This is a genomic window from Polaromonas sp. YR568, assembly GCF_943369415.1.
Classification (GTDB): domain Bacteria; phylum Pseudomonadota; class Gammaproteobacteria; order Burkholderiales; family Burkholderiaceae_C; genus Polaromonas.
Map to the genome: position 1 here is coordinate 21085 of NZ_CALRNF020000033.1, position 16319 is coordinate 37403.

14 protein-coding genes are annotated in these 16319 nt (G+C 66.0%); 10 read left to right on the forward strand and 4 right to left on the reverse strand.

Going from position 1 to position 16319, the window contains the following annotated elements; all coding sequences use genetic code 11:
• Positions 1-12: 12 nt before the first annotated feature.
• The gene (locus ACLV74_RS19340; protein ID WP_411881084.1) at positions 13-2127 is read right to left on the reverse strand and encodes a transglycosylase SLT domain-containing protein; all 2115 of its coding nucleotides are present in this window, start codon (positions 2125-2127) and stop codon (positions 13-15) included.
• 10 nt (positions 2128-2137) lie between these two features.
• On the opposite strand from ACLV74_RS19340, the gene ACLV74_RS19345 reads away from it, so the two are divergent.
• The gene (locus ACLV74_RS19345) at positions 2138-2776 is read left to right on the forward strand and encodes a 5-formyltetrahydrofolate cyclo-ligase (protein WP_411881042.1); all 639 of its coding nucleotides are present in this window, start codon (positions 2138-2140) and stop codon (positions 2774-2776) included.
• A gap of 359 nt (positions 2777-3135) precedes the next feature.
• Here the strand turns inward: ACLV74_RS19345 and ACLV74_RS19350 are convergent, their stop codons facing one another.
• Together ACLV74_RS19350 and ACLV74_RS19355 are read right to left on the reverse strand one after the other, a co-directional pair.
• Entirely contained in the window at positions 3136-4059 is a 924-nt protein-coding gene (locus ACLV74_RS19350; RefSeq protein WP_411881043.1) for an N-carbamoyl-D-amino-acid hydrolase, read from the reverse strand.
• Positions 4060-4073: 14 nt separating this feature from the next.
• The gene (locus tag ACLV74_RS19355) at positions 4074-4466 is read right to left on the reverse strand and encodes a RidA family protein (protein WP_411881044.1); all 393 of its coding nucleotides are present in this window, start codon (positions 4464-4466) and stop codon (positions 4074-4076) included.
• Between the two features lie 270 nt (positions 4467-4736).
• Between ACLV74_RS19355 and ACLV74_RS19360 the strand changes: the two genes are divergently transcribed.
• The 8 genes from ACLV74_RS19360 (at position 4737) to ACLV74_RS19395 (ending at position 14265) form a co-directional block, all read left to right on the forward strand.
• Positions 4737-6293, forward strand: coding sequence for an ABC transporter substrate-binding protein (locus ACLV74_RS19360; protein WP_411881045.1), 1557 nt, complete (start codon positions 4737-4739; stop codon positions 6291-6293).
• A 202-nt stretch (positions 6294-6495) separates the two neighbouring features.
• Entirely contained in the window at positions 6496-7437 is a 942-nt protein-coding gene (locus ACLV74_RS19365) for an ABC transporter permease (RefSeq protein WP_411881046.1), read from the forward strand.
• Positions 7438-7439: 2 nt separating this feature from the next.
• Entirely contained in the window at positions 7440-8279 is an 840-nt protein-coding gene (locus ACLV74_RS19370; RefSeq protein WP_411881047.1) for an ABC transporter permease, read from the forward strand.
• A 166-nt stretch (positions 8280-8445) separates the two neighbouring features.
• Positions 8446-9513, forward strand: coding sequence for an ABC transporter ATP-binding protein (locus ACLV74_RS19375; protein ID WP_411881048.1), 1068 nt, complete (start codon positions 8446-8448; stop codon positions 9511-9513).
• Entirely contained in the window at positions 9510-10502 is a 993-nt protein-coding gene (locus tag ACLV74_RS19380) for an ABC transporter ATP-binding protein (protein WP_411881049.1), read from the forward strand. The genes ACLV74_RS19375 and ACLV74_RS19380 overlap by 4 nt, the downstream gene beginning before the upstream one ends.
• A gap of 26 nt (positions 10503-10528) precedes the next feature.
• Complete coding sequence (locus ACLV74_RS19385) at positions 10529-11821, forward strand: alanine racemase (protein WP_411881050.1); 1293 nt, start codon at positions 10529-10531, stop codon at positions 11819-11821.
• A gap of 60 nt (positions 11822-11881) precedes the next feature.
• Positions 11882-12793: a MurR/RpiR family transcriptional regulator gene (locus ACLV74_RS19390; RefSeq protein WP_411881051.1), complete on the forward strand. Its 912-nt coding sequence runs from the start codon at positions 11882-11884 to the stop codon at positions 12791-12793.
• Positions 12790-14265, forward strand: coding sequence for an N-acyl-D-amino-acid deacylase family protein (locus ACLV74_RS19395; RefSeq protein WP_411881052.1), 1476 nt, complete (start codon positions 12790-12792; stop codon positions 14263-14265). The genes ACLV74_RS19390 and ACLV74_RS19395 overlap by 4 nt, the downstream gene beginning before the upstream one ends.
• 216 nt (positions 14266-14481) lie before the next feature.
• Here the strand turns inward: ACLV74_RS19395 and ACLV74_RS19400 are convergent, their stop codons facing one another.
• A complete protein-coding gene (locus tag ACLV74_RS19400; RefSeq protein ID WP_411881053.1) occupies positions 14482-15465 on the reverse strand; it encodes a LysR substrate-binding domain-containing protein in 984 nt (327 codons plus the stop codon).
• A gap of 150 nt (positions 15466-15615) precedes the next feature.
• Between ACLV74_RS19400 and ACLV74_RS19405 the strand changes: the two genes are divergently transcribed.
• Entirely contained in the window at positions 15616-16251 is a 636-nt protein-coding gene (locus tag ACLV74_RS19405; protein WP_411881054.1) for a DUF2917 domain-containing protein, read from the forward strand.
• Positions 16252-16319: the final 68 nt, after the last annotated feature.

Below are 16319 nucleotides of genomic sequence, written 5' to 3' on the forward strand. Positions count from 1 at the left end.
GCTACAGCTTCTTTAAGGCAGGTCCTTGTAAGGCTCAGGCTGCGCCGCATCGCGCGGCCCCACCGTTCCCAGCCTGGCCTTCAGCGATTGCGGCTGCCCCGTCAGGATGGCCGCGTAGTTGGTGGTGTTGGACAGCACTTTTTTCACGTAGTCGCGCGTCTCGCTGAAGGGAATGCTCTCGGCCCAGATGGCGGCGTCCAGCACCGGGCCGTTGCGCCAGGTGCGCGGCCGGCCGGGGCCGGCGTTGTAGGCGGCCGCGGCCATGGGCATGGAGCCGTTCAGGTCGTCCAGCGCCAGCTTGAGGTAGGCCGTGCCGATCGCGATGTTGGTGTCGCGGTCGTTGAGCTGGTCTTGCGTGAAGCCTTCCATGCCGATTTTTTTGGCGGTCCAGCGCGCCGTGGCGGGCATGACCTGCATCAGGCCGGAGGCGCCCACGCCCGAACGCGCATCCATGATGAATCGGCTTTCCTGGCGGATCAGGCCGTAGACGTAAGCCGGGTCCAGGCCGATGGACTGCGCGCGCTTGGTCACCGTTTCGCGGAAGGGCATGGGGAAGCGCTGCTCGAAATCAATCTCGCCCTTGGTGCGCTCGCTGGTGTTGATGCAGCGGTCCCATATCTGGCGGTCGCAGGCGAACTGGGCGGCGGCCAGCAGTTCGCGATCGGCCATGCCGCCGCGCTTGTGCAGGTTGGTGCTGTAGTTCCACTCGCGCGTGCCCTCGGGGCGCAGGCCCAGGGCGATCGCGTAGGCGGCGCGGTTCAGGCCCGGGTTCAGGCGCGCGGCCTCTTTCTCTTCAGGCGTCAGCGGCGCGGGTCTGGCCGGCACGGTGATCTTCTGGCCGGTCTCCTCCAGCGCCAGTTGCTCGTAAAAGCCGCGCACCGACGCGAAGGACTGCAGCAAAGCCAGCGCCTCGGCGCGCTGCGGCGAAATCGTGATACCGGTGGGGATGGTTTGCACCACGCCGGGCGTGGTGGCCACGACGACGGGCCTGGGCGCCGCATCGGGCGGCGCGGTGGCCAGCAGCGCGCGCGCCTTCCAGTAGCTCCAGGTGGGGTCCTTGCGCGTGTCCTCGCTCATGGCGTTGACGGCCGCCAGCACCAGCGCCCAGTTGGGCTGGTTGCCGGCGCGCAGCGCGGCCCGCACCTTCCATCCCAGCATGTCGTCGCTGAGGTCGGTGTCCTTGGTGACCTTCGCGAAATACTGCAGCGCGTCGCCGGCCGGCGCCGTGCCCAGGCGCGTGGCGGCCTGCCGGCCTATCACGCCCCAGACCCAGTTGCGCTCTTCCGTGCTCAGCTGCATGCCCCATTTGTTTTCCATCTGGAAGGCCGCGCCGTCGACGTCGCCGACCGCCAGCTTGATCAGCGCCAGCGTGATGATTTCGCGCCGCGCCTTGCTCAGCGCGATGTGCTTGCCGGCCAGGAACTTGATGGGGCTGGCGTTCAGGTCGCTCAGCATGGCCCCGGCATCGGGCGCGACGATCTGCACGGCGGCCGCCGCCGCGCGCGGGCGGTTGGCTTCAGTGGCCAGGCGGGCCTTGACCCAGACGTCCTGCGGCGTGAGGTTTTTGGTGCCCACCAGCCGTTCGGCGGCCGAGGTGCAGCCGTCGTCGGCTTCGCGCTGCGCGTACCAGTTCTTCTTCACCTCGTCGGCCAGGCGCGCATCGGCCGCCGGGTTCTTCAGGTTTTCGACCAGAAGCGCGTAGCAGCGCACTTCCTTGTCGTCGTTCATGCGGTAGTTGGGGTACTCGGCCGCAAAGCCGGCCCAGTCGCGGCGCTGGCCCAGCAGCAGCAGCCAGTCGTTGCGCAGGCGGTCTTCCTGGTAGGTGCCGGCGTAGCGGCCCAGAAAGTCCTGCACCTCCTGCGGGCCGGCCTCGCCCAGGCGCAGCTTGAGTTCCCAGTAGGCGGCCCAGGGCTCCAGCGCATGGCCCCTGGCCTGCGGCAACAGTTGCGCCAGCCGGCCCCTGTCGCCGCGCTTGAAGGCCTTGTTCATCTCGACGATCACGGTGTCGCCCGCCGTGGAAGGCGTCTGCGCCGCCGCCGGGGCGAGCAGCGCGAGGCAGGCCGCCGCGCCCAAAATGGGCGCCAGCGCCGCTGCCCGCAGGGGGCTGGTAAGAAAGTTGTATAGCATCTGGGACATTATGGACAAATTAAGTACCCGTAAAGCGCTGGTTGAAGCGCGATTGAACATGCCGGACCGCCTGGAGCGCGCCGACCTGCTACAGCGTGTGATGCGCATCTGGCTGGTCGGTTCCACCCATGAGGTGATTGGCGCCTATTGGCCCATCAAAGGGGAGTTTGACCCGCTTCCCGCGCTGTATCGATGGCAGGAAGACGCGATCCTGAGTCAGGATTCTTCGTCAAACCCGGCGCTGGCCGAGGTGGAGACCGCCCAGCTCGCCACCGAAAGCATCGCGGCGAGGTCGCCGCGCAAGATCGGCCTGCCGGTGGTCAACAAGCTGCACAAAACCCTGACCTTCCACGCCTGGTACCCCGGCTGCCCGATGGAAGAAGACGCCTACGGCATCCCCAAACCCAAGGACACCGAGGTGATTGTTCCCACCCTGCTGTTCGTGCCCTGCGTGGGGTATGGGCCCGGGGGTTACCGGCTGGGCTATGGCGGTGGTTTTTACGACCGGACGCTGGCGACCTTGCAGCCGAGGCCGTTTACTGTCGGGCTGGGGTATACGCATGGCTGGCTGCCGGATATGGAGCCTGAGCCGCACGATATTCCTTTGGATGCGATTCTTAATGACAAAGGGGTGGTTTGGCCGGTTTGAGTTGCCGGGTCTTGCGCCGGCGGTGCGCTCTCCTCTGCGAGTTGCTGGCCGGGGGTAGCCCGGCAGCTACTCACTTTTCTTTTGCTTCGCCAAAAGAAAAGTAAGCAAAAGAAAAGGCGACCCTGGTTGCTGCGTCCCTCCGCTTCGCTGCGGGCAACCTGCGGTGCTCGGTCCAGCCGGGGTCAAAAACAACTCGCCTGCGGCTCAAACAAGTTTTTGCCCTGATCCGTCTGGCCCTGCGCTCCTCGGCGCATCCACAAGGGGTGGGGACAGAAATACCAAACAGCCGGATACCAATACCGAACACCTGAAGAAACAAGGACACGCCATGGCGTGTCCTTGTTGGTATTGGCTAATAGCTACGAAGCCTCCACCAACAACCCATAGTGCTCAGGCCGGCGGTTCAGCGCCAAATCAAACTCGCCCCGTTTGCCGGGAATGCAAGCATCCAGATCGCAATCGGCAACCGCCAGTTCGTCACCGAGCGTTTTTGTCTCGGCGACGATCTCGCCCGTAGGCGCCACGATGCAGGTCCCCGCCATCATCTCGCAGCCCTCCTCGATACCGGCCTTGGCCACGCCCACGACCCAGCTGCTGTTCTGGTAAGCGCCGGCCTGCATGCACAGGTGGTTGTGGAAGCGCCGCTGCTCGGGGCTCTGGCCCGTGTCCTGGCCGGGGTTGTGCAGGGGGGTGTTGTAGCCCAGCGTGATCAGCTCGGCGCCCTGCAGCGCCAGCAGGCGGTAGGTTTCAGGCCAGCGCCTGTCGTTGCAGATGCACATGCCCAGCGTGCCGCCGAAGGCGTCGAACACCGGAAAGCCGAGGTCGCCGACTTCGAAATACATTTTTTCGAGGTTCTGGAAGGGATGCTCGGGGTGGATCTCGGCGTAGCCGGGCAAATGGATCTTGCGGTACTTGCCGATGACGCGGCCGTCCTTGCCCACCAGCACCGAGCTGTTGAAGTGGCGCGGTGTGTCCGCTGTGCCGGCCAGTTCCGCATAGCCCAGCGAGAAGCCGATCTTCAGCCGCGCGGCTTCTTCAAACAGGCGCGTCACCGCTCCTTCGGGCATGGCTTTTTCGTAATAGCTTTCAAGCTCAACCGGGTCCGTGACTTCCCAGTGCGGGAAGAAGGTGGTCAGCGCCATCTCGGGGTAGACCACCAGGTCGCAGCCATCCGCGGCGGCCTGGCGCAGCAGGGCGATGAGGCGGGTGACGACCTGCTCGCGGTTCTCAAGGCGGGCAATGGGTCCCAGCTGCGCTGCGGCGACGCGGACGATTCGGGTCATGTGCCGGGTACTCCTCAGGCCTTGGGCTTGTAGGCCACCACGTCGATCTCCACCCGCGCGTCAACCATCAGGCGCGCTTCGGTCGTCGAGCGGGCCGGCTTGCCGTTCCCGAAGTAGCTCATGTAGACGCGGTTGAAGCTGCCGAAGTCGCGCGCGTCCTGCAGCCACACCGTGGTCTTGCAGACGTCGTCCAGCGTGCAGCCGGCCAGGGCCAGCGCGGCCTGGATGTTTTTCATGACCTGGCGCGTCTGCACCTCGATGCCGCCCTGCACGATTTCGCCTTTTTCATCGCCCGGCACCTGGCCCGAGACGTAGACAAAATCGCCGGCGCGCACGGCGGGCGAAAACGGGCGGGGCTGGTGGTCGGAAGCGATGGGCGGGTTGCCGAGGTATTCCAGTGCGGACATTGCGAAGACTCCTTATTAGGTGAACAATGGGTGGCTTGCCGGCAGGTCGCTACCGGCAAGGCAGGGCAAACGGCCCGCGCACCCAAGCTGGTGCGTCAGGGCTGTCACAGTGGGGTTGCAACGCCCCAAAGCCATGCAGCATAAACCTAAATGTGAAATATATTTTCAGTTTTAGCGCCCATAACCTAGGGTTTGTACCAATTTCTAGGTATTTTTGGGTGGCATATTCTTTGCAAGTTGAAAATTACTTTCACTTTTAAGGAGATCGGCATGCTGCAAAAATTCCTGCTCAACCGTCGCACGGCGGTTGCATTGGCCCTGGTGGTGGGTGGTTCGGCGCTGTTGCCGATGTCCGCGCAAGCCCAGGCGCTTTCCAAATCGGCGCTCAACCTGGCGATGATCGCCGAGCCCGCCACGCTGGACCCGATGGCGACCACCGCCGACCTGACGGCCACCATCATGCAGCACGTGTACGAGCCTCTCTATACGTTCGACGCCAACTGGAAGATGGTCCCCATGCTGGCCGAAAGCCTGCCCAAGGTCTCGGCCGACGGCAAGCGCTACAGCATCCCCCTGCGCAAGGGCGTGATGCTGCACAACGGCCGCGAACTCAACTCCGAAGACGTGGTGCTCAGCCTCAAGCGCTGGATGGACGTCTCGCCGCGCGGCAAGGCGCTGGCCAAGGAAATCGACAGCCTCACGGCCAGCGGCCCCAACGGCATTGAAATCGTCCTCAAGGCCCCGTACGCCCCGCTGCTGCCGCAGCTGGCGCTGCCTTCGGGCATGGCCGCCATCATGGCCAAGGAATCGATTGCCACGCCGCTGAAGGAATTCATCGGCACCGGCCCCTACAAGTTCAAGGAGCGCCGTCCCGACCAGTACGTGCTGCTCAGCAAGTTCGACCAGTACTCGGCCCGCAAGGAAGCCGCCACCGGTTACGGCGGCAAGAAGGTTGCGATCGCCGAAGAGCTGCGCTTCATCCCCGTGCCCAACGCCAACACCCGCGTCGAAGGCTCGCTGGCCGGCCAGTACCACTTTGCCGACCTGCTGCCCACCGAAGCGCTCGGACGCCTGGAAAAATCCGGCGGCAAGACCGTGCCCATCCTGACGCCGTCCTTCGGCTTTCCTTACTTCGTGTTCAACACCAAGGAAGGCGTGATGGCCTCGCTGCCGCTGCGCAAGGCCGTGCAGACCAGCTTCGGCGAAGGTGAAATGCTGGCCGCCGGCTTCGGCGACACGCGCTTCTTCACGGCCGAGCCGAATCACTTTCCCAAGGGCACGCCGTTTTACTCGGCCGCCGGCTCGGCGCTGTACAACGAACGCGACGCCGCCAAGGCCAAGGGCCAGTCGGCCGCCGCCGGCTACAAGGGCGAGACCATCCGCATCCTGACCAGCCGCCAGTACGACTTCCACTACAACATGGCCCTGATCATGGCCGAGCAGCTCAAGCGCGCCGGCTTCAAGGCCGAGCTCAACGTCGTCGACTGGGCCACCCTGGTGCAGCGCCGCGGCGACTCCAAGCTGTGGGACATCTACATCACCCACTCGGGCCAGTTCCCCGAGCCCATGCTGTCGCCGCCCCAACTGGGCGACGGTGCGCCGGGCTGGTGGTCGTCACCGGCCAAGCAGTCCACGCTGGCCGCGCTGAACCAGGAAACCAATCCCGCCAAGCGCGGCGCCCTCTGGGGTGCGGTGCAGCAGGTGGTGTACGACGAAGTGCCTTACATCAACGTCGGCAAGTTCAACAGCCTGTCGGCCAAGTCGCCGGCGCTGCAAGGGTATGTGCCTTCCACCTGGCCGTTCTTCTGGAACGCTGGTTTGAAATGAGCCCCCACGCTTTTCACTTCGAGCCTGCGGCGCGCTGCCCCTTTCCTCACGTATAGGGGCCGCCCGCCTGCGGCCCGGCAAAGCCGGTTCCGCGGCTCAACTGGTTTTGGTTCGCTTCGTTTTTGGCCGGGTGTCGTGAGGTTGATTTGGAGCGCTTTCGAATGCAAAAAAAGATTTCACCTCCGTTGAATAGAGCAAGGTCATGACCCGTTATCTCTTGTCACGCGTCATGGGCATGCTGGTGGTGATGGCCATTGTGGCCGTCATCGTCTTTGTGCTCACGCGCGCCGCCTCGGGCGACCCGATCGCGGTGCTGCTGGGCGACCAGGCCACGGCCGAGGACATCGCCAGCGCGCAAAAGCTCTACGGGTTGGACAAGCCGCTGCCCGTGCAGTTCGGCTACTGGCTCAAGGAACTGTCCCACGGCAACCTGGGCCAGTCCATCTTTTTGCAGCGTCCGGTGACCCAGGCGCTGTGGGAGCGGGCCGAGCCCACGACCCTGCTGGCACTGCTGTCGGTTTTTATCGCGGCGCTGATCGGCGTGCCCTGCGGCATCGTCTCGGCGGTGTTCCGCGGCAAGTTCATCGACCAGCTCTTCACCGGCTTCGCCATGCTGGGCGCGAGCGTGCCCAGCTTCTGGTTCGGCCTGGTGCTGATGCAGATCTTCGCGGTCTCCATGGGCTGGTTCCCCGTCTCCGGTTATGGCGACCCGGGCGCCACATTGTTGGAGCGCGTGCACTACCTGGTGCTGCCCTCGGTGGTGCTGGGCGTGCTCAATTCCGCGCTCATCATCCGTTTCACGCGCGCTTCCATGCTGGACGTGCTCGGTGAAGACTATGTGCGCACCGCGCGCGCCAAGGGGCTGTCTGAAAACGTGGTGGTGCTCAAGCACGCGCTGCGCAATGCGCTGGTGCCCATCGTCACCGTGCTGGGCCTGACGGTGGCGCTCATGATTGGCGGCGCCGTCGTGACGGAAACCGTGTTCGGCCTGCCCGGCGTCGGCAACCTCGTGGTCAGCGCCGTGCTGCGCCGCGACTACCCGGTCATCCAGGGTGCGCTGCTGGTGATCGCCATGATTTATGTGGTGATCAACTTTTTGACCGACCTGCTCTATATGTTGGTCGACCCGCGCGTGAAGTATTAAGTATGAAAATCCCCCTCACGCTGAAAAAGCTGTTCCGCCGCCGCATCGTGCTGGCGGCCGGCATCTGCCTGCTGATCGTGGTCATCGTCGCGCTGCTGGCCAATGTCGTCAGCGGCTACGACCCCAACGACACGGCGGTGCGCGAGCGCCTCTCCGCGCCCACGGCCAAACATCTGCTGGGCACCGACGAGCTGGGTCGCGACCTGTTCGCGCGCATCGCTTTCGGCGCGCGTTATTCGCTGACCATCGCGGCGCTCACGGCCATAGGCTCCATCGTGCTGGGCACGCTGTTCGGCCTGGTGGCCGGTTTCTTCCGCCGGCTCGATGCGCCCATCATGCGTGTGGTCGACGCGATGATGTCCTTCCCCGACATCCTGCTGGCGATCGCACTCGTCGCCATCCTCGGGCCGTCCATGCTCAACGTGGTGTTCGCGCTGGTGCTGGTTTACACGCCGCGCGTGGCCCGCGTGGTGCGCGCCTCCACGCTGGTGGTGCGCGAGCTGCTGTTTGTCGAGGCCGCGCGCGCTGTGGGCGTTTCCACCGGGCGCATTCTGTTGCGCCACATCCTGCCCAACCTGATGTCGCCCATCCTGGTGCAGGCCTCCTTCATCTTTGCCTATGCCATCCTGGCCGAGGCCGCGCTGTCCTTCCTGGGTGTGGGCGTGCCGCCTGAAATCCCGACCTGGGGAACCATGGTGGCCGGCAGCCAGCAGTACGCGCATGAGGCGCTGTGGATCGTGCTGTTCCCCGGCCTGGCCATCATCCTGACGGCCTTGTCGCTGCAGCTGCTGGGCGACGGCGTGCGCGACCTGCTGGACCCGCGGCTCAAAAAATCGATGTGAGAAGGCATGAACAAATCTACTGCGCGCCACAATCCCGGCACTCCGGTCCTCACCGTACTTGTGTACGGCTCCGGTCCTCATGCCGGGCTTGAGGCGCTCGCTACGATTTCTTCACGCCTTCCCGGCACGTTTGAATCACGTGCGCTTTGATAAAAAACGACACCCCATGACTACCACTTCAACGCCTGCCGCCGAGCCACTGCGCCTCGACGTGCGCCACCTGAGCACCTTCTTCGACACCGACGAAGGCCTGATCCGCTCCGTCGCCGACGTCAGCTTCAGCATCCGCCCCGGCAAGACCACCGCGCTGGTCGGCGAGTCCGGCTCCGGCAAGTCGGTGACCAGCCTCACGCTGATGCGCCTGCTGTCGCGCACCGCGTCGACGCAGGTCAGCGGCGAGGCCATGTTCACCAACCGCGCCGGCCAGACGCTGGATTTGCTGTCATTGCCCGAAGCCGAGATGCGGCGCATACGCGGCAATGAGATCGCGATGATCTTCCAGGAACCCATGACCAGCCTGAACCCGGTCTTCACCGTGGGCGAGCAGATCGCCGAATCGGTGCGCCTGCACATGGGCCTGGACCGCAAGGCCGCGCTGGCCCACGCCCTGCGCATGCTGGAACTCGTGGAGATTCCGGCCGCCGCGCAGCGCCTGCACGAATACCCGCACCAGCTCTCGGGCGGCATGCGCCAGCGCGTGATGATCGCGCTGGCCATGGCCTGCAACCCGACGCTGCTGATCGCCGACGAACCCACCACCGCGCTCGACGTGACCATCCAGGCGCAAATCCTGGAGCTCATGCGCCGGCTGCAGGCCGAGACCGGCATGAGCATTTTGTTCATCACCCACAACCTCGGCGTGGTGGCCCACCATGCCGACGACGTGGCCGTCATGTACGCCGGCCGCATCGTGGAAGCCGCGCCCGTGCGCGAACTCTTCGCCCGGCCGCGCCACCCTTACACCCAAGGCCTGCTGGCCTGCCTGCCCGCGCAGCAACGCAAACGCGAGCTTGCCAGCGGCCAGAGCGGCGCCAAACGCCGGCTCTACGCCATTCGCGGCCAGGTCTCCAGCCCGCTGTCGCCGCCGCCGGGCTGCGCCTTCGAGCCGCGCTGCGACCTGGCGATCCCGCCTTGCCGTGACGCCATGCCCGCGCTGCTGCCCGCCGGCCCAACCCGCAGCGCGCGCTGCATACGCGTGGAAGAAACAGCTATTGCCACGGTGGAGTCCGCATGAGCACCCCTTTGATCGAGGTCAAAAACCTCCAGCGTTATTTCGGCGCATCCACGAAACCGGTACGCGCGGTCGACGACGTCTCTTTCAGCATCCAGCCCGGCGAAACCCTGGGCCTGGTCGGCGAATCCGGTTCGGGCAAAAGCACGATAGGCCGCACCTTGCTGCGCCTGATCGAGGCCACCTCGGGCCAGGTGCTGTACCGCGGCGAAGACCTGGGCACGGCCTCCAGCAGCCGCATGCGCGCGCTGCGCAGCAAGCTGCAGATGATTTTCCAGGACCCGTACGCCAGCCTGAACCCCAAGATGCGGGTGAAAGATATCCTCGGCGAGGCCCTGCAGGTGCATGGTCTCGCCAAGGGCAAGGCGACGCGTGAGCAGCGCATCGCCGAGTTGCTGGAGCTCGTCGGCCTGCGCGCCGAACACGCCAGCCGCTACCCGCACGAGTTCTCCGGCGGCCAGCGCCAGCGCATAGGCGTGGCGCGGGCGCTCGCGGTCGAGCCCGAGTTCATCGTGGCCGACGAGCCGCTGTCCGCGCTCGATGTGTCCATCCAGGCGCAGGTGGTCAACCTGCTGTGCGACCTGCGCGACCGGCTGTCGCTGACCATGCTCTTCATCTCGCACGACCTCGACGTGGTCGAGTATTTGTGCGACCGCGTGGTGGTGCTGTATCTCGGCCGCGTGATGGAAATCGCGCCCACGGCCGAGTTGTTCGCCGGGCCGCTGCATCCCTACACGCAGGCGCTGCTGGCCGCGTCGCCCAAGCCCGATCCCGAACACAAAAGCGAACGCATCGCGCTCAAGGGCGACATCCCCAGCCCGGTCAACCCGCCCTCGGGCTGCGTGTTCCGCACGCGCTGCCCGCATGCCATCGATGCCTGCTCCGTCACGCGGCCCGAGCTGCGCGACATGGGCAAGGGCCGCTTCAAGGCCTGCATACGCGACGACATCCCCGGCGCCGTGCCCGCTGCCTCCGCGCTGATGGCCGCCTGACACGCCCGACAATCAAGACAGACACCATGACCACATTGCAAGACCTCCTGGACCCGCAGCTCGACCGCTCCTTCAAGGGCTTCCCCCACAACAGCGGGCCGGTGCGCCGCTCCGACATGGGCAAGCAGGGCTGGAACGTGCTCAAGGGCGACCTGCCGCTGCCGCTGGCCATCGTCAAGCAGTCGGCGATGAAACACAACCTCGGCTGGATGCAGCGCTTTGCCAAAGGCCAGGGCGTGGACATGGCGCCGCACGGCAAGACCACGATGTCGCCGCAGCTGCTCAAGCGCCAGCTCGACGAAGGCGCCTGGGGCCTGACCTTCGCCACCGTCGCGCAGATGCGCGCGGGCATCACCGCCGGCGCCCAGCGCCTGCTCATCGCCAACCAGGTCGTGAACGCCGTCGACCTGGCCGGCATCCAGGGCATGCTGCGCGAATACCCCGGCCTGCGTATCGTATTTTTGGTGGACTCACGAGCCCAGCTCGCGCTGATCGAAACCTGGTCGCGCGCAAATGCCGCCGCCGTGGTCTCGCCCTTCGAAGTGCTGATGGAAATCGGCGTCATGGGCGCGCGCACAGGCGTGCGCAACCAGGCCGACGCCATGGCGCTGGCCGCTGCCCTCCACGCCAGCCCGGCCTGCCGCCTGGTGGGCATAGAGACGTATGAAGGGCAGGGCGCCACGGGCGATTCCGCGGCGGACAAAGCCTATGCCGACACGCTGATGCAGCGCGTCTGCGACATCGCCCTGGCCTGCGACCAGCAAGGCCTGTTCGACAGCGACGAGGTGCTGATGACGGCCGGCGGCTCGGCCATCTTCGACCTGGTCAGCGGCTGGCTTACGCCCAAACTCTCAAAGCCGGTGCGCGGCCTGCTGCGTTCGGGCTGCTACATCACGCACGACCACGGCAACTACAAGCGCCTGGTTGGATCGGTCAATGCGCGCCTGCACGACAGCGACGGCCTTAAACCGGCCATCGAAGTCTGGGCCACGGTGCAATCCTGTCCCGAGCCGGGCCTTGCCATCCTGGCCGTGGGCCGTCGCGACCTGTCTTACGACCTGGAACTGCCGATACCGCTGTCCTCGGTCAATGCCGCAGGCAGCACGCCCGTGGCCGCGCCGGCGGACTGGAAGATCAGCGCCCTCAACGACCAGCACGCCTACCTTCGCGGCGAGGGGCCTGAACACGCGGCGCTCAGGGTCGGCGACATGGTGGCGCTGGGCATCTCGCACCCCTGCACCACCTTCGACAAATGGCGCTGGATGCCGGTTGTCGATGAGAATTACACGGTGTGCGACGCGCTGGTGACCTGTTTTTAAGCGCGGCACGCATGCCCCCGGCCTTTACCTTTTACGCATGACTCGTTTCATGACCACCGCATGACGTCCCAAGTACTTGCCAGAATTGCCGACACCATGGCCAGCGCGCCCACTTCACGGCGCAGCGTGCTGGCCCTGATCCTCGAGGATCCGCAGCGCGTGCTGGACGAAAGTTTCGAGCAGCTGGCGCAGCGCGCGGGCAGCTCGGTGCCCACCATCATGCGCACCTGCCGCGACCTGGGCTACCCGGGCCTGCGCGAATTCAAGCTCGCGCTGGCGCAGGAAATGGCCGTCAGCGGCTCGCCGCTGCACCGCCGCGTGCATCTGAACGACAGCACCGAAGAGGTGATCTCCAAGGTCATCAAGGGCGCGGCCACTTCCGTCAGCGGCGTGCAGTCGCAACTGGGCGTGGAGGCGGCCGAAGCCGCGGCCGACGCCATCGTGCGCGCCACGCGCGTTGACTGCTACAGCGCGGGCAGCACCTCCAGCTTCATGGCCTCCGACATGCAGGCCAGGCTGTTCCGCCTGGGCCTCATATCCAACGCCTACTTCGACACCCACCTGCAGCTGGTGTCCGCCGCCACCATAGGCAACAAGGGCGTGGTGTTCGCGATCTCGCACGTGGGCGGCATGCCTTCGCTGCTGGAGGCCGTCGAGGTGGCGCACTCGCAGGGCGCCACGGTGATCGCGCTGACGCAGCAGGGCACCGAGCTGGCCAAGCGCGCCGACATCGTGCTCGGCATTCACGTGCCCGACGATCCCGTCATGCACGTGGGCACCGAAGCCTACCTGGTCCACCTCACGGTGATTGAAATCCTCACGGTGCTGGTGGCCCAGCGCCTCGGCGACCTGGCCGTCAAGCGGCTGGGCGGCGTGCGCGAAGTGCTCAGCACGCGCGGCGTCGACATGCGCCACTACCCGAAACTCGATTGGGACACGGTCACGGCCGTGAACGAAAGCAAAATTAAATGACGCGTGCGACGCTGCTGGAAAACGGCCTGGTGATTGATGGAACGGGCGCGGCCGGCTATGCCGGCGACGTGCTGCTGGTGGGCGACCGCATCGCGGCCGTGGGCGCGGGCCTGTGGGGCCAGCTGCCCGAGGGCCTGGCGCAGGCGGACGTGAAGCGCGTCGACTGCACGGGCATGGCGATCACGCCGGGTTTTGTCGACGTGCACACGCACGACGACGCCATTGTGCTCAACCATCCCGAGATGCTGCCCAAGGTTTCGCAGGGCATCACCACCGTAGTGACGGGCAACTGCGGCATCTCGCTGGCGCCCTTTGTGGTGCAAAAGCCCGAGCCGCCGCTCAACCTGCTGGGCGCCGATTCCTTCCGTTTTGATTCGGTCGACGCCTACGAGCGCGCCGTGGTCGCCGCGCAGCCGGCCGTCAACGTCGCGGTGCTGATAGGCCACACGACCTTGCGCTTTGCCTGCATGGACGACCTCGAGCGCGCGGCCACGCCTGAGGAAGTGGCCGCCATGTGCGCGCTGCTGGAAAAGTGCATGGAAGGCGGCGCCGCCGGCATGTCCTCGGGCCTGTTTTACGAACCCGCTTTTGCCGCGCCCGCCGACGAGGTGGTGGCCCTGGCCCGTGTGGTGTCGCGTTTCGGCGGCGTCTACAGCACGCACCTGCGCGATGAGATGGCGACCATCGTCGAAGCCCTGCACGAGGCCGGCGACACCGCCTTCAGCGCCGGCGTGCCGCTCATCGTCTCGCACCACAAATGCGCCGGCCCCGCCAACTGGGGCCGCACCAAGCAGACCTTGCCGCTCATCGAAGCGCTGGCTGCGCGCCAGCCGGTGGCCATGGACGTCTATCCCTACGTGGCCGGCTCCACCGTGCTGCGCGAAGACCTGGTCGACGGCGTGATCGACATCCTCGTGAGTTGGTCCACCCCGCACCCCGAGATGACCGGCCGCACGCTGGCCTCCATCGCCCAGGAGTGGGGCGTGGACCAGAAAGCCGCCTGCCGCCGCCTGCAGCCGGGCGGCGCCTGCTACTTCCAGATGCACGAGGACGACGTCAAACGCGTCATCGCGCACCCGCTGACCATGATCGGCTCCGACGGCCTGCCGCACGACCAGCACCCGCATCCGCGGCTGTGGGGCGCCTTCCCGCGCGTGCTGGCGCGCTACTGGCGCGAGCAGAAGCTGTTCTCGCTGGAAACCGCCATCTACAAGATGACCGGCATGTCGGCCCGCAACTTCCGCCTGCACCAGCGCGGCCAGCTGCAGCCCGGCTGGCACGCCGACGTGGTGGTGCTGGACCCGGCCCGCGTGCGCGACGTCGCGACCTACGAAGACCCGATCGCGCTGTCGGAGGGCATCGAGAAGGTGTTTGTGAACGGCGAGCTGGCTTATGTGGCCGGGACTGCCGATGCGGCAAACGCCAAGGTGCAGGCGCGTGCGGGACGGCTGTTGAAACGCGGCGCGGCCTGATACCCGCTTGTTCCCTCTCCCTCTGGGAGAGGGCTAGGGTGAGGGTGTCCCCGTTTTGGATGAGTCCTGCTTTTCATACGCTGCCAGCCCTGTCTTGCAGACCGCAGCCCAGGCTGAGCCTGGGCTTCTTCGCGCTGTCCGGATGCGCGCAGGCGCATCCGTAGCCGCAGCGCTCAGCCCCACTCTCTCCCAGGGGGAGAGGGAGTAATACAGAGGCTAATCCAGCGAGTCGACCGTATCCGGATCAGGCACATCCCCAATCGCCTCGCGCGTCAGCGCCGCCTGGTTCTTGAGCCAGTCGCAAAACGCCAGCACCTCGGGCCGCGCCACATTGCGCGGCCCAATGATCAGCCAGTAACTCATGGGCGACTCCATGCGCGTCTGCGGCAGGGGCTCGACCAGGTCGCCTGAGGCCAGGCTTTCGGCGATCAAGGGCAATCGCGCCAGCACCACGCCCTGGCCCGTCAGCGTCGCCTGCACCATCTGGTAGGCGTAATTGAAGTACAGCCAGCGCTTGGCCTCCAGCTTGGGGCTGGCGTGCTCGTCCAGCCAGCGCCGCCAGGTCAGCCATTCCAGATGCGTCTGGTGGGCGTCGCCCGCCTCGATCAAGGTGAACTGCGCCAGGTCGTCGGGTTTCTTCAGGCGCGGCCCGCTTTTGAGCAGCCAGGGGCTGATCACCGGGGTGATCTGCTCGCCGAAAAGGCGTATCGCGTTAGTCGGCATGTGGCTGGCCGGGGCGTAGCGCAGGGCCAGGTCCAGGTCCGAAATATCCAGGTCCACCGCGACGTCCGACGCATCAATCCGGATGTCGATGTCGGGGTTGTCGCGCTGGAATCCCTCGAGCCGCGGAATCAGCCACATCGACGCGAAGGAGGCGAAGGTGGTCAGCGACACGCTCTTGCGCCCGGCGGTCTGGCGTATCTGCCGCACGGCGTTGTCGATGCGCTCCAGCGAGGGCGTGACGGCCCGCAGCAGGATGCCGCCGGCGGTGGTCAGCTCCACGGCCCGGGTGTGGCGGTGGAAGAGGCTGACGCCCACGTCCTCCTCCAGGCCCTGGATCTGGCGGCTCACGGCCGACTGGGTCAGGGCCAGTTCTTCCGAGGCAGCGCGGAAGTTGAGGTGGCGCGCCACGGCCTCGAAGGCCCGCAGCTGGCCCGCCGATATCGGCCGGGAACGCAAATGGGTTTGTGAATGCAGCATGACAGTTCGAGGGTATTAGGGCAATTACAGCCTCATTGATTGATGCGAATATGGAATGAATAGCTTACCTCGATTTCATTGGACCGCGCAAGCTCGTGGCGAGATGATTCAACCCTCATCACTCACTTTGTGCCTTTTTTGGAGAACACCATGGACCACTCAGCTTCTCACGCAGGCGACCGCTTTTTGCAACAGGCTACCGATGCCACCACCGGCCAGGTTGACGGGTTGGCGGGCTTCTGGAAGCTGGGCGCGGGACGGGCGCTGACCCTGCACGCCGCCCAGGCCGGTGTATTGCGCATTGCGCATGGCCGGGTCTGGGCCACCTTCGACTTCGCCAGCCAGGACGCCGAAGTGCGCGCCGGCGACCATTTCCTGAGCCGGGGCGAAAGCCTGACGCTCAAGGCCGGTGAGTCGCTGGTGATGGAATCCTTCAGCACGGGCCTTGGCGCATCGGCCTATTTCAGCTGGGAGCCCGTCGCCGCGGGCGCCGCCGTCAGGCAACCCGCCGCCGAGGAGGCCGGCTGGCGCGCCGGTGTGCTGCAGCCGCTGAGCGACCTGCGCGCCGCCTTCGGCCTGGCCGCCGGTGCCCTGGGCCGCCTGGCCCGCGGCCTGGTGCACGGTGCGGCAGCTGCTGCCCAAGCCCTGCTGACGCCGCTTGCCATGGTTTTTCTCGCCGCCCGCGCCCGCCCCATGGCGGCCGGGCACGACTTTGACGTCTACAGGGACGACCAGCGCCGGCACCCGCACAACTACAACGTGCTGGCCATGTCCAACCTGGTTTAGCCAGTCCGCTCTCCGATTGATACCGTTCTAGTCAGTGGCTCCTTCCGCAAGGGAGCTTTGAACCCGCG

Coding starts and splice junctions, on each gene's coding strand:
- ACLV74_RS19340 (WP_411881084.1), bottom strand. CDS start 2,127: ATGCTATACAACTTTCTTACCAGCCCCCTGCGGGCAGCGGCGCTGGCG.
- ACLV74_RS19345 (WP_411881042.1), top strand. CDS start 2,138: ATGGACAAATTAAGTACCCGTAAAGCGCTGGTTGAAGCGCGATTGAAC.
- ACLV74_RS19350 (WP_411881043.1), bottom strand. CDS start 4,059: ATGACCCGAATCGTCCGCGTCGCCGCAGCGCAGCTGGGACCCATTGCC.
- ACLV74_RS19355 (WP_411881044.1), bottom strand. CDS start 4,466: ATGTCCGCACTGGAATACCTCGGCAACCCGCCCATCGCTTCCGACCAC.
- ACLV74_RS19360 (WP_411881045.1), top strand. CDS start 4,737: ATGCTGCAAAAATTCCTGCTCAACCGTCGCACGGCGGTTGCATTGGCC.
- ACLV74_RS19365 (WP_411881046.1), top strand. CDS start 6,496: ATGACCCGTTATCTCTTGTCACGCGTCATGGGCATGCTGGTGGTGATG.
- ACLV74_RS19370 (WP_411881047.1), top strand. CDS start 7,440: ATGAAAATCCCCCTCACGCTGAAAAAGCTGTTCCGCCGCCGCATCGTG.
- ACLV74_RS19375 (WP_411881048.1), top strand. CDS start 8,446: ATGACTACCACTTCAACGCCTGCCGCCGAGCCACTGCGCCTCGACGTG.
- ACLV74_RS19380 (WP_411881049.1), top strand. CDS start 9,510: ATGAGCACCCCTTTGATCGAGGTCAAAAACCTCCAGCGTTATTTCGGC.
- ACLV74_RS19385 (WP_411881050.1), top strand. CDS start 10,529: ATGACCACATTGCAAGACCTCCTGGACCCGCAGCTCGACCGCTCCTTC.
- ACLV74_RS19390 (WP_411881051.1), top strand. CDS start 11,882: ATGACGTCCCAAGTACTTGCCAGAATTGCCGACACCATGGCCAGCGCG.
- ACLV74_RS19395 (WP_411881052.1), top strand. CDS start 12,790: ATGACGCGTGCGACGCTGCTGGAAAACGGCCTGGTGATTGATGGAACG.
- ACLV74_RS19400 (WP_411881053.1), bottom strand. CDS start 15,465: ATGCTGCATTCACAAACCCATTTGCGTTCCCGGCCGATATCGGCGGGC.
- ACLV74_RS19405 (WP_411881054.1), top strand. CDS start 15,616: ATGGACCACTCAGCTTCTCACGCAGGCGACCGCTTTTTGCAACAGGCT.